11 protein-coding genes are annotated in these 12,141 nt (G+C 71.4%); 6 read left to right on the top strand and 5 right to left on the bottom strand.

What is annotated here, in order from left to right; all coding sequences use genetic code 11:
• The 3 genes from ABD120_RS33450 to phoH2 all read left to right on the top strand — a co-directional run bounded on the left by ABD120_RS33450 (position 1) and on the right by phoH2 (position 2,868).
• Positions 1-558, top strand: coding sequence for a hypothetical protein (locus ABD120_RS33450; RefSeq protein WP_343954276.1), 558 nt, complete (start codon positions 1-3; stop codon positions 556-558).
• Between the two features lie 39 nt (positions 559-597).
• A complete protein-coding gene (locus ABD120_RS33445) occupies positions 598-1,365 on the top strand; it encodes an isoprenyl transferase (protein WP_343954275.1) in 768 nt (255 codons plus the stop codon).
• Positions 1,366-1,557: 192 nt separating this feature from the next.
• Positions 1,558-2,868: an RNA 5'-3' helicase PhoH2 gene (phoH2, locus tag ABD120_RS33440; RefSeq protein WP_343954274.1), complete on the top strand. Its 1,311-nt coding sequence runs from the start codon at positions 1,558-1,560 to the stop codon at positions 2,866-2,868.
• Here the strand turns inward: phoH2 and ABD120_RS33435 are convergent.
• The 3 genes from ABD120_RS33435 to ABD120_RS33425 are packed head-to-tail and all read right to left on the bottom strand — an operon-like array spanning position 2,858 to position 5,453.
• Positions 2,858-3,373: a hypothetical protein gene (locus ABD120_RS33435; RefSeq protein WP_343954273.1), complete on the bottom strand. Its 516-nt coding sequence runs from the start codon at positions 3,371-3,373 to the stop codon at positions 2,858-2,860. The two genes, phoH2 and ABD120_RS33435, sit on opposite strands and share 11 nt — an antisense overlap.
• Positions 3,370-4,779: an ATP-binding protein gene (locus ABD120_RS33430; protein ID WP_343954272.1), complete on the bottom strand. Its 1,410-nt coding sequence runs from the start codon at positions 4,777-4,779 to the stop codon at positions 3,370-3,372. Before ABD120_RS33430 ends, ABD120_RS33435 begins: the two co-directional genes overlap by 4 nt.
• Positions 4,779-5,453 (bottom strand): response regulator, encoded by a 675-nt coding sequence (locus tag ABD120_RS33425; protein WP_343954271.1) that lies wholly within the window; start codon positions 5,451-5,453, stop codon positions 4,779-4,781. The genes ABD120_RS33430 and ABD120_RS33425 overlap by 1 nt, the downstream gene beginning before the upstream one ends.
• Before the next feature lie 244 nt (positions 5,454-5,697).
• On the opposite strand from ABD120_RS33425, the gene ABD120_RS33420 reads away from it, so the two are divergent.
• From ABD120_RS33420 to trpD, 3 genes are all read left to right on the top strand, one after another.
• The gene (locus ABD120_RS33420; RefSeq protein WP_343954270.1) at positions 5,698-6,396 is read left to right on the top strand and encodes an aggregation-promoting factor C-terminal-like domain-containing protein; all 699 of its coding nucleotides are present in this window, start codon (positions 5,698-5,700) and stop codon (positions 6,394-6,396) included.
• 60 nt (positions 6,397-6,456) lie between these two features.
• Positions 6,457-8,451: a glycosyltransferase family 2 protein gene (locus ABD120_RS33415; RefSeq protein WP_343954269.1), complete on the top strand. Its 1,995-nt coding sequence runs from the start codon at positions 6,457-6,459 to the stop codon at positions 8,449-8,451.
• Between the two features lie 192 nt (positions 8,452-8,643).
• Positions 8,644-9,690, top strand: a complete 1,047-nt coding sequence (gene trpD / locus ABD120_RS33410) for an anthranilate phosphoribosyltransferase (protein ID WP_343954268.1) — start codon at positions 8,644-8,646, stop codon at positions 9,688-9,690.
• Positions 9,691-9,789: 99 nt separating this feature from the next.
• On the opposite strand, the gene ABD120_RS33405 is transcribed toward trpD, so the two are convergent.
• Together ABD120_RS33405 and ABD120_RS33400 are read right to left on the bottom strand one after the other, a co-directional pair.
• Complete coding sequence (locus ABD120_RS33405; protein ID WP_343954267.1) at positions 9,790-11,175, bottom strand: class II fumarate hydratase; 1,386 nt, start codon at positions 11,173-11,175, stop codon at positions 9,790-9,792.
• 27 nt (positions 11,176-11,202) lie between these two features.
• Positions 11,203-11,526, bottom strand: a complete 324-nt coding sequence (locus ABD120_RS33400) for a hypothetical protein (protein ID WP_343954266.1) — start codon at positions 11,524-11,526, stop codon at positions 11,203-11,205.
• Between the last annotated feature and the right edge of the window lie 615 nt (positions 11,527-12,141).

Below are 12,141 nucleotides of genomic sequence, written 5' to 3'. Positions count from 1 at the left end.
ATGGGGGGACTGCGATGCGTTGACGGCTCCTATCTGACCGTCACGCCGGTGGCGTGCGTGGACAGCGTCGGCACGCCGTACGAGATCACGCTCGAACTGCATCGCGACGGGACACCGTACGGGATGGTGGGGGAGCGGTGCGGTTGGTTCCTCGCGCGCCTGGCGCGCGGGGTGGCGCAGGCCCGCGAGGGGCGCGGCCACGCGGCGCTGTGGCCGGACCCCGACGACCGCTTCCCCGAGGACGAGCCGGACAGCGAGTTGTTCTCCTTCAGGTACCGCACCCGGCGCGGCGCCGTCGGCGGCGGTGAGCTGCGCTGCCAGCTGCGCACGATCCCGATCTGGATGCCGGGTCCGGAGCGCGGGGGCGAGTGGCGGCTGACCCGCAGGGCCTACCTGGAGGCGTGGGGCTCGGGAGGCGTGGGGATGCGGGCGGTGCTGACCTCCGCCGAACTGGAGAGCTTCGTCGGCGGCCTGGTGGACGAGGCCGAGGGCTGCATGGGCGGGCGGGATCTGGCCGGGAATCCCGTCGAGGGGGCGGGCAGCTCCGAAAGGCGGTGATAATTGCCTGTCTAGGCATCGCATCGCTGGGAGGGCTCCGTGGGCCTGCGCGACCTGGTCTACCGGGTGTACGAGCACCGGCTGGAAGCCAAGCTCAAGCGCCAGAAGATCGTTGGGCCACGCCATGTGGGCGTGATCATCGACGGTAACCGCCGCTGGGCGCGCTCGATGGGGCTGGCCGACGTCAGCCGGGGCCACCGCAGGGGCGCCGACAAGATTTCCGAGCTGCTCACCTGGTGTTCCGAGGCCGGGGTCGAGCTCGTCACCGTCTGGATGCTCTCCAGTGACAACCTCAACAGGCCCAAGGACGAACTCGAGACCCTTCTGCGCATCATCGAGGACGTCGTCAGGAAGCTGGTCGCCGAGGGCCGGCGCGTCAGCCCGGTCGGCGCGCTCGACCTGCTGCCGTCCCGTACGGCAAATGTCCTCAAAGAGGCAAAGGAAAGTACATCGCACCGTCCCGGGCTGATTGTGAACGTTGCGGTTGGGTATGGAGGAAGACGTGAGATTGCCGATGCGGTGCGCTCACTCCTCCAGGAGCACGCCAGCAAGGGGGCGAGCATCGAGGACCTCGTGGAGGTTCTCGATGTCGAGCACATCGCCGAGCATCTCTACACTCGCGGCCAGCCGGATCCGGACCTTGTCATCCGGACTTCGGGGGAGCAGCGACTGTCGGGATTCATGCTCTGGCAGAGCGCTCATTCTGAGTTCTACTTCTGCGAGGCCTACTGGCCCGACTTCCGCAGGATCGACTTCTTGCGGGCGCTGCGCGACTACGCCGCGAGACACCGTCGTTACGGTTCTTGAACGCCCAAACGGGTATCTAAGACGTAACGTCGGAAGTGTCCGGCCGCAGGCCGGACACTTCGGAAAGGGCCCGCCTTTGCCACGCAGAAAACTGCTGAGGGGGGCCGGCTGCCGGCGCTCCTCAGGCGCGGGCCCGGTCCGAATCCCGCCTCGTCTGCAGGGCGCCGTTCCTCAGCGCCCGGGGGAGAACGTGTGGCAGTGTCCTCAAACCCTTCGACCGGCAAGCGCACCTACGTCCTTGACACTTCGGTCCTTCTAGCCGACCCGGCGGCGATGACCAGGTTCGCCGAACACGAGGTCGTCCTCCCGATCGTGGTGATCACGGAGTTGGAGGGGAAGCGTCACCATCCCGAGCTCGGCTACTTCGCCCGCAAGGCACTGCGCTACCTGGATGACCTCCGGGTGCAGCACGGCAGGCTCGACGAGCCCATCCCCGCCGGTGACGGCACCATCAGGGTGGAGCTCAACCACAGTGATCCGTCCATCCTGCCGGTGGGCTTCCGGATGGGAGACAACGACACCCGCATCCTCACCGTGGCCCGCTCGCTGGCCGCCGAGGGCTGCGACGTCGTCCTGGTGTCCAAGGACCTGCCGCTGCGGGTGAAGGCGGCGTCGGTGGGGCTCGCGGCCGAGGAGTACCGGGCCGAACTCGTCGTCGAGTCCGGCTGGACCGGCATGGCCGAGCTCCAGACGACGACGGAGGACGTCGAGGCGCTGTTCGAGCACAGCATCGCCGACCTGGAGGAGGCCAGGGAACTGCCCACGCACACGGGCCTGCGGCTGCTGTCGGCGAAGGGCTCGGCGCTCGGCAGGGTGCTGCCGGACAAGTCGGTGAAGTTGGTGCGCGGCGACCGCGAGGTCTTCGGCCTGCACGGCCGCTCGGCCGAGCAGCGGATCGCGCTCGACCTGCTCATGGACCCCGAGATCGGCATCGTGTCGCTGGGCGGCCGAGCGGGCACCGGGAAGTCCGCCCTGGCCCTCTGCGCGGGCCTGGAGGCCGTCCTGGAGCGCCGTCAGCACCGCAAGGTGGTGGTTTTCCGCCCCATCTACGCCGTCGGCGGTCAGGAGCTCGGCTACCTGCCCGGCACCGAGGGCGACAAGATGGGCCCGTGGGCGCAGGCCGTCTACGACACCCTGGGCGCGGTGACGAGCCCCGAGGTGATCGAGGAGGTCCTCGACCGGGGCATGCTGGAGGTGCTGCCGCTCACCCACATCAGGGGCCGCTCGCTGCACGACGCCTTCGTGATCGTGGACGAGGCCCAGTCGCTGGAGCGCGGGGTGCTGCTGACCGTCCTCAGCCGCATCGGCGCCAACTCCCGCGTGGTCCTCACCCATGACATCGCCCAGCGCGACAACCTGCGGGTGGGCCGGCACGACGGCGTGGTGGCGGTGGTCGAGAAGCTCAAGGGCCACCCGCTGTTCGCGCACGTGACGCTCACCAGGTCGGAGCGCTCGCCCATCGCCGCGCTCGTGACGGAGATGCTGGAGGACATCACTCTCTGACCGGGTTGAGGTTCTCGCAGGTGTAGGCGCCCTCCTCGCGGGGGGCCCGGTGGGAGAACTGCCGGATGATCTTCACCTGCTTGAAGGCGGCGTCCTGCTGGGCGGTGCAGACGATCTGCGCCTTGCCCAGCCGGGACAGCCGCCCCTCTCCCATGACGTACACGGTGAGTTTGGAGGTTCTGGGCAGGCGGACCTCGTCTCGCGGCACGGAGTCGAGCGAGTCCTGCACACCCTCGTAGGCGAAGCCGCGCAGTGCGGTCTGCAGGCCGAACAGCTCTCTGTTGTTGGCCTGGAACAACGCGGTGAGCAGGCTGTCGACGGTGTCGTTCTCGACGTTGACGGCCTGCTTGACCAGCCTGGTCTCCCTGAGCAGGTAGATCGTCTTCGACGGTGGCGGGATCCGCACCACCGGCGGCCCCGCCACGTCGACCACCCCGGTCGGCGTGATGCCGCAGCCCGCCGCCGCCAGCAGCAGGAGCCCGGCCGTCGCCCGCGCCAGGCTCACCGGAGCGGCAGCCAGACCGTGAACAGCGTGCCGGGGCTCTGCGGGCGCACCGAGATCGTGCCGCCGTGCAGCAGTACGTTGGCGCGGGTGATGGCCAGGCCGAGGCCGCTGCCGTGGCTGCGCGAGCGCCCGGCGCCCGCCTTGAAGAACCGGTCGAACACGTGTGGCAGCGCCTCCGCCGGGATGCCCTCGCCGTGGTCGCGCACCTTGACCTCCAGGCCGTTGGCCGTGCCCCTGGCCGTCACCCGCACGGGCGGGCCGCCGTGCTTGAGCGCGTTGCCGACGAGGTTGGAGACGATCACGTCGAACCGGCGCGGGTCCAGCTCGGCCACCAGCTCCCCGCTCACCCGCACCTCCACCTGCTCGCTCCAGCCGCGCGTTTCCAGACTGTCGTGTACGGCCTCGCCCACGTTGACCGCCTCCACGTTCAGTGTGGCCGTCCCGGCGTCGAACCGGCTCACCTCGATCAGGTGCTCGACCAGATGCCGCAGCCGGTCGATCTCCGACAGCACCAGCCTGACCGCCTCCGCGGGCTCGCGCGGCAGCCGTTCGGCCTCGTCGGAGAGCATGTCGGCGACGGCGGTCATCGCGGTCAGCGGCGTGCGCAGCTCGTGCGAGACGTCGGCGACGAACCGGCGCGACATCGCCTCCAGCGCCCGCAGCTCCGCCACGCTCAGCTCCAGCGCCGCCGCCGCGTCGTTGAAGCGCGCCGACAGCCCGGCCAGCTCGTCCTGCCCGTGCACCGGCAGCCGGGTGTCCAGCCTGCCCTCGCCGAGGGCCTGTGCGGCCGCGCTGAGCCGCCGAACCGGCAGCAGGACGCTGCGGGCCGACACCAGCGCCACCCCGAGCGCGATCACCACGATGGCCGCGCCGCCCTGCACCAGCCTGCCCCGCAGGTCGGCCAGTTGCCGTTCCTCGCCCGCCAGCGGGAAGAAGACGAAGGCGCGCAGCCCACCGGCCTCCGGCCCGGAGCCGCCCTTGCGGTAGACCTCGGCGCCGACGATCAGCATCAGCCGTCCCCCGACCACCTTGCGCTGCTTGACGACGCCGCCCCTGGCCCGCCCCTGGAGCTCGTGCGGCACGTCGGACAGCGACAGCGGGCCGTCCGAGTAGGTGACCTGCCCGTACTCGATGGCCACGGTCCTGCCCTTCGCGTTGAGGGCGGCGGCCAGGTTCTGCAGGTCCTTGGCCTCCGGCGCCCGCTCGCCCTGTCGCAGGGTGCCGACGGCGAAGGTCACCTGCCGCAGCTCGCGGGTGACGAGGTCCACTGCGGTCTCCTCGGCCCGGTTGACGAGCGCGGCCTTGGCCAGCTCGTAGCCGATGGTGGCGACCAGCACGGAGGCGGCCACGGCGACCAGGGTGAAGGTGAGGATCAGGCGGGCGCGCAGCCCCGTGGGCGCTCGCATCACGGCGGGCTGAAGCGGTAGCCGAAGCCGCGCACGGTGTGGATGAACGCCGGCTCGGCGGGCTTGGGCTCGATCTTGGCGCGGACCCGCTGCACGCACGCGTCCACGAGCCGGGAGTCCGCCACGTGGGTGTGGTCCCACACCACGCGCAGCAGGTAGCGGCGGTTGAGGACCTGGCCGGGGTGGCGGACGAGCTCAAGCAGCAGGCGCAGCTCCGTCGGGGTCAGGTGGATCTCCCTGCTGCCCATCGTGACCTTGAGCGCGCCCCTGTCGATGGTGAGGTCGCCGAAGGAGATGCGGTCGGAGGAGGCCGACTCGGCGCGGCGCAGGATGGCCCGGATACGGGCGTCGAGCACGCGGGGCTCGACGGGCTTGACCACGTAGTCGTCGGCGCCCGCCTCCAGGCCGACGACCACGTCGAGGTCGTCGCCCCTGGCGGTGAGCATGATCACGGGCAACTGGTCCAGCCGCCGGATGCGGCGGCACACCTCGACCCCGTCGATGCCGGGCAGCATCACGTCCAGGATGGCGATCTCGGGACGGCGGGAGCGGATGTGGTCCAGGGCCTCCTCGCCCGTGGCGTAGGAGGTGACGGAGTGCCCCTGACGGGTCAGCGCGAGTTCGAGCGCCGTGCGTACCGAGGGGTCGTCTTCGACGAGAAGGATGCCTGCCACCCGCCAATTATTCTGCCGCGCGTCGAATATCCGCATACCGTCACAGAAATGTGACATGCGATAGACGGGGGGCGACAGCCCTGGAACAGGCCCGAGGGGCGTGAGGGGCGGGGTTGGGTGATGTGACCAAAGTCACAGTTCATAGTAAAGGGGCTACCAGCCTGCTGGTTAGTCAACCGGTACCCAACGGGATGCCACGTTTCGGTTGCGGACCACCCCCCAGGACACGGCATTCTCATTGCTCGTGAGCCCACGTCCGAAGTCGAATGAGCGTCCGTATGACGAGGTCCCGCGCCGCAAGCCGGTGTTCACCGTCAAACGCGTCCTCATCCTCGGCCTGACCACCGTCGTGGTCGTCGGGGGCGGCGCCTTCGTGGCCTACACCTCGATCCAGAACTCCAAGGCCAAGGCGAACCCCCTGTCGCTCGACGAGATCGCCCGCATCAGCAGCGGCGACCTGTACGCTCCCGACCCCGCCGCCGACGCCTACAAGGAGTCCGCGGTCACGGCGTACAAGAAGGACCGGCTGAAGGCCGCGCGCAAGGGCGTCGACCCCCTCGACGAGATCATCATCAAGGAGACCGGCCCCGGCGGCGACGGCTTCCCGCCCGCCAACTTCCCGCCCGGCAGCAACCCCTCGCCGGGCAGCAACAAGGCCGTCGCCAAGAACATGCTGTCGTCCTTCGGCTTCGGCGGCGACCAGTGGGGCTGCCTGGAGAAGCTCTGGATGAAGGAGAGCGGCTGGAACGAGCGGGCCATGAACCGCTACTCCGGCGCCTACGGCATCCCCCAGTCGCTGCCCGGCACCAAGATGGCCAGTGCGGGCTCCGACTGGCAGACCAATGCGGCCACCCAGATCAAGTGGGGTCTCGGCTATATCAAGGGCCGCTACGGCTCGCCCTGCGCCGCTTGGGGCCATTCTCAGGCCAAGGGCTGGTACTGACCCGCTATCCGATCGGCAAGCCGCCGCGCCTGCGCGCCGGGCAGGGCGCACCCTGTCGGCATGGCTGTGAAGGTCAGCGTGATCGTCAGTGTCCAGAACCCGGGTGGCACCGCCGACCCGTGCATCCGCTCCACGCTGGAGCAGACGTTGCCGGCGGACGAGTACGAAGTGATCTTCGTGGACGACGGGTCCACGGACGGCACCGCCGAGCGGCTCGACTCCGTCGCCTCGGTCCGCAGGAACGTGCGGGTGCTCCACCTGCCGTACACCGGCTCGCCCATGTGCGGGCGCAACATCGGCGTCGCCGCCGCCAAGGGCGACTTCGTCTACCTGCTCGACCAGCACGACCGCCTGGAGCGGGACGCGCTGGAACTCATGCACGAACGCGCGGTCGAGACCGACGCCGACATCCTCGTCGGCCGGCTCACGCGCGACAGCGGCCCGCCCATGGCGGCCTTCGAGGCGAGCACCTCCCGCGCCGACATCCTGCGCGACCGGCTGCTCAGCCTGCTCACACCGCACAAGCTGTTTCGCCGGGCCTTCCTGGAGGAGCACCAGCTCGGCTTCGCCGTACCGGGAGGGCGGGTGGCGGAGCAGACCTTCGTACTCCGCGCCTACCTGCTGGCCAAGGTCGTCGCCGTCATGGCCGACCACCTCTGCTGCCACCTCGGAGAGAGGGGAGAGGCCGAGGAGGACGCCTCGGCGGTGGCCACCGAACTGCGCACCCTCCTCGACGTCGTCGACGCCCACACCGAACAGGGCCGCCAGCGCGACCGCATGTACGCCTACTGGCTGCGGACCGTGCTGCTCAAGCCGTACTTCAGTCCGCGCTTCGGCGGCTCCTCCGTCGACAGGGGCCGGGCCTTCGGCCTCTGCCGCGACCTCGTGCTCGACCGCTTCCCCGAACGCCTCGACCGGCACCTGCCCGTGCATTTCCGGGCCGTGGCCGCGCTCGTCCGGGCCGGGCGGCTCGACCAGCTCATCAGCTACGCCAACGCCACCCGCCGCTCAGGACTGCGCGCCGACCTGCTGGAGGTCCGCTGGGACGGCCCGATCCTCGCCCTCGGCCTGGCGGTCGAGGTGCTCGTGGGCGGCGGCCAGCCCGCGAGATACCACGCCGACGGCGAGCGCCTGCTGTGGTGCCCGCCGCGCGCCGTGGACGCCAACCTGCTGCCCGACCATCTCATGGACGTGACCTCCGCCGTCGCACGCGCCCGCGTCGAGGTCTACGTACGGCACGCCGGCACCGGCGTCGTCTACTCCCTGCCCGTCGACTACCGCGTCGAGCGCATCCCCGAGGGCGAGAACATGCGCCTGCGCATCGTCTGCGAGGCCGCCGTGGACGTCACCGTCGCCGCCCTCGGCGGCGAACTGCCCTCCGGCATGTGGGAGGTCCACGTGCGCATGTACGGCGGCACCCACCAGGCCAGAGCCCGCATCGGCCGCCCGGACGGCCCGCTGAACTGCCTGGGCGTGCTCGCCCAGCTCCCGCGCCGCCGCCTGGTCGTGCCCTGCTGGAGCGACGCCGGCGAACTCGGCCTGGTCATCGAGCCACGCTCGTTCGCCGAGTCGATCGCGCTGGTCTCGCCCGCCGTCGAGCTCCGGCGTCAGGGCGGCGACCTGTACGTCGTGGTGCCGGTGCCGTACGTGCCGCCGAGCGGCGGCCCGCCCCTGGAGTTCGTCCTGCGCAGCGCAGCCGGACGGATCCGGGAGATCACCGCCCCGGCCCTCGTCGAGCCCGGCGTGCCGGGCAGGCTCGCGGGCCAGCTCGTCGCCAAGGTGCCGGTCAAACGGGTGCTTCCCGGGCGGGACCGGCTCGGGCCCGGCGCCTGGACCGCGTCACTGCGCGGCGAGGACGACGAGGCAGGGCTGCGGTTCGGGCTGGAGATGCGCGGCGGCACCGTCGCCGTCTGCCCGGCCACCGAACTGGACCCGGAACGCCGTTCGGTGATGGGCCGCGACACCGTGCTGCACCGTCTCGGCCGCCGCCTGCCCGGAGCCCGCCACCTGGTGCGCCTGGCCAGGGCCGGCAAGCACCGGTACCTGCGCGACTGACACCGGCACCCGACCTTGCCACCGGTTGACCCGGACGGTGTTAGTGTGTCGTCCGTGAACGCGTTCTTGTACTCATGGTGGTCCGTCTCCTAGACGGACTGCTCGCGCTCACCTGCTACAGGCCGTCTCGACGAGGCGGCCTTTCGCACGTTTCCCTCCGCCTTGCCGAGCCCAACACCCCGGAGGCGTAACGTGACCACCACCTGGCCCTCACTCCTGTCGGCGCTGCTCGACGGCGCGTCACTGTCCAGCCGCGACAGCGCGTGGGCGATGGGGCAGATCATGTCGGGCGCCGCCACCGACGCCCAGATCGCGGGCTTCGCCGTCGCCCTGCGCGCCAAGGGCGAGACCGTCGAGGAGGTCGCCGGCCTCGCCGACGGCATGCTCGCCGCCTCCCACGCCATCCGCATCCCCGGCGACCCCGTCGACCTCGTCGGCACCGGCGGCGACCGCGCCAACACCGTCAACGTCTCCACCATGGCCGCCGTCGTGGCCGCGGCGGCCGGAGCCAAGGTCGTCAAGCACGGCGCCCGCGCCGCGTCCTCCGTCAGCGGCGCCGCCGACGTCCTCGAAGCGCTCGGCGTCGCCATCGACCTCGACCCCGCCGCGGCGGCCGCCGTCGCCGAGGAGGTCGGGATCACCTTCCTGTTCGCGCCGCGCTACCACCCCTCCTTCCGCCACACCGCGCAGGCGCGGCGGCAACTCGGGGTGCCGACCGTCTTCAACTTCCTCGGCCCGCTCACCAACCCCGCCCTGCCGCCGGCGCAGGCCGTCGGCGTGTACCACCCGCGCATGGCCGAGGTCGTCGCGGGCGTGCTCGCCGAACGCGGCGGCTCCTCCCTGGTCTTCCGGGGGGACGACGGGCTCGACGAGCTCACCACCTCGGGGCCGTCCACCGTGTACGTCGTGCGCAAGGGCACCGCCACCCGCACCCGGTTCGACCCCGCCGACCTCGGCATAGCCCCCGCCACCGCCGCCGACCTGCGCGGCGGCGACGTCGAACACAACGCCGACGTCGCCCGCCGGACGCTGTCCGGTCAGCTTGGGCCGGTGCGCGACATCGTGCTGCTCAACGCCGCCGCCGCGCTCGTCGCGGCCGACGGCGTCCCAGACGCTTCCGGCCTGACCGCAGCGCTCGGGCAGGGCGTCAAGCGGGCGGCCGAGGCCGTCGACTCCGGCGCGGCCGCCGCGCTCCTCGACGACTGGGCCGAGGCCACGCGGCGGCACCGGTCCTCCTGACGGCGTCACGGCGGGATCCCGCCGACGTGAGTGCCGCTCGGAGAGGCCCCGGGCGGACGTCGGCGGGAGGCGGTGGTGGGGCTCTGCCGTGAAGACTTCTTACGGGCGGGTCATGGACAGGACGTCGAGGAGCGCGTCGAGCTGCTCCTCCGTCACCGCGCCCGAGGCGACGTGGCCGCGCTCCACCACCACCTGGCGGATGGTCTTGCGCTCGGCCAGCGCCTGCTTGGCGATCTTGGCCGCCTCCTCGTAGCCGACGTACCTGTTCAGCGGCGTCACGATCGACGGCGACGACTCCGCGTACTCGCGCAGCCGGTCCTCGTTCGCCGTGATGCCCGCCACCGTACGGTCGGCCAGCAGCCGGGAGATGGCGGCCAGCAGCCGGATCGACTCCAGGATGTTCCTGGCGATCACCGGGAGCTGGACGTTCAGCTCGAACGTCCCCGACGCGCCCGCGAACGTGATCGCCGCGTCGTTGCCGATCACCTGGGACGCCACCATCATCGTGGCCTCCGGGAGCACCGGGTTCACCTTGCCCGGCATGATCGACGAGCCCGGTTGCAGGTCGGGCAGGTTGATCTCGCCCAGTCCGGCGCGCGGTCCGGAACCCATCCAGCGCAGATCATTGGCGATCTTGTTCAGTGTGACCGCGACCACTTTGAGCTGGCCGGACAGCTCGACGATCGAGTCCTGGGCGCTTTGCGCCTCGAAGTGGTCCGGCGCCTCGACGAACCTGATGCCGGTCGCCTCGCTCAGCTTCGCGATCGCCTTCTCCGCGAAGCCAGGCGGGGTGTTGATGCCGGTCCCCACCGCCGTGCCGCCCAGCGGCAGCTCCACCACGTGCACCAGCGCCGACTTCACCCGGTTGACGCCGTGCTCCACCTGCGAGGCGTATCCGCCGAACTCCTGCCCCAGCGTCACCGGGGTCGCGTCCATCAGGTGCGTACGGCCCGCCTTGACGGTGCCCTCGAACTCCGTCGCCTTCACCCGCAGCGCCGTCGCCAGGTGCTGCAGCGCCGGGACCAGGTGGTAGATCACCTCGGTGGCCGCCGCCACGTGGATCGAGGTCGGGAACACGTCGTTGGAGGACTGCGAGGCGTTCACGTGGTCGTTCGGGTGCACCGGACGGCCCAGGCGCTCCTCCGCCAGCGTGGCGATCACCTCGTTGGCGTTCATGTTGGAGGAGGTGCCCGAGCCCGTCTGGAAGACGTCGATCGGGAAATGGTCGTCGTGCTCGTTGTCCGCCACGTCCGCCGCCGCCTGGGCGATGGCTTCGGCCACGTCCTTGTCGAGGACGCCGAGCTCGGCGTTGACCTCGGCGGCGACCGCCTTGATCAGGCCGAGTGCGGAGATATGGGCCGGTTCGAGGGTCCGGCCGGAAATGGGGAAGTTCTCCACCGCGCGCTGAGTCTGGGCCTTCCAGCGGGCGCCGACGGGTACGCGAACCTCCCCCATGGAGTCATGTTCGATACGGAACTCGCTCATGTACCCCAGTCTGTCTCATGCCCCCGCTCAGCCGAGCGCCGCCACGATGAGGATGGCGACCACCACAGCGGCTGCGGCGGCGACGGCCATGAGGATGAGCTTCTTGTTGTGGTCCGGGGCCTTGGAGGGCTCGTCGGCGCCCGCGATGGCGAACAGGTCGGTGCCCAGGCCCTTCTCCTCGTACACGCGGTGCTGCTGCGTGGGTGCCGTCGCGGGGTAAGCCGGCGGGTACGGCCCCTGCCGGCCGTCGCCGTGCGCACCGCCGTTCTGCTGGTGCGGCCCCCACTGGCCGTCGCCCTGCGCACGGCTGCTCTGCGGTTGCTGGAGGCCGGCCTGCGCGCCGGGCGGCATCAACCCGCCTGGAACTGTGGCGGCTTCTTCGCCTGTCCCCGCCATACCGTTGCCCGTCGGCCCCGCACCCGGCAATCCGGCACCACCTGGACCCCAGGACCCACGGGCGGCGTGCGGTCCTGGCGTGGCGTGCGGCGCCCCCGGGGCCTGCCGGCCCGCCGCCGGGTGCGGGCCGGGTGCCGAACGCGGCCCGGTCGGGGCCTGCGGTCCGCTCGCGGCCGACGCCCCTGCCGCTCCACGCGGCCCGCCGGTGGTCTGCGGCCCGCCTGCGGGGTGCGGCCCGCCGAAGTCGCCCGGCCCGCTGTGACCGCCCGGCCTGCCCTGCCGGTTGCCTCCGCTCGGCCCGTTTGCTCCGCTGTTGCCTGGTCCGTGAGCCCCGCCAGGTCTGCCGGGGCTGTCGAAGCCGTGCGGTCCGCCTGGTGCGGTGGGTGCGTTCGGGGCTCCTGTGCCGCCGTATCCGCCCTGCGCGGCAGGCGCCGTTCCGGTGCCTCCGGGGCCTCTTTGCCCGAAGCCGTCGGTGCCGCCCGGTGCGCCGTTGCGGCCGGGTGCCGGACGGCCCATGTTGGGGTGGGGGCGGGTTGGCGGAGCGGGCGGGGGCGTGGCCGTACCGGGGCC

This window comes from Nonomuraea longicatena (assembly GCF_039525605.1).
GTDB classification, from domain to species: Bacteria; Actinomycetota; Actinomycetes; order Streptosporangiales; family Streptosporangiaceae; genus Nonomuraea; species Nonomuraea longicatena.
Note: the sequence above shows the minus strand (reverse complement) of the source record. Positions and strands in the feature narration are given on the sequence as shown.

Bases quoted from the DNA above. Each gene is read 5' to 3' on its own strand.
- ABD120_RS33450 (WP_343954276.1), top strand. From the start codon at position 1: ATGGGGGGACTGCGATGCGTTGACGGCTCCTATCTGACCGTCACGCCG.
- ABD120_RS33430 (WP_343954272.1), bottom strand. From the start codon at position 4,779: ATGCGAGCGCCCACGGGGCTGCGCGCCCGCCTGATCCTCACCTTCACC.
- ABD120_RS33415 (WP_343954269.1), top strand. From the start codon at position 6,457: ATGGCTGTGAAGGTCAGCGTGATCGTCAGTGTCCAGAACCCGGGTGGC.
- ABD120_RS33405 (WP_343954267.1), bottom strand. From the start codon at position 11,175: ATGAGCGAGTTCCGTATCGAACATGACTCCATGGGGGAGGTTCGCGTA.
- ABD120_RS33400 (WP_343954266.1), bottom strand. From the start codon at position 11,526: ATGCCGCCCGGCGCGCAGGCCGGCCTCCAGCAACCGCAGAGCAGCCGT.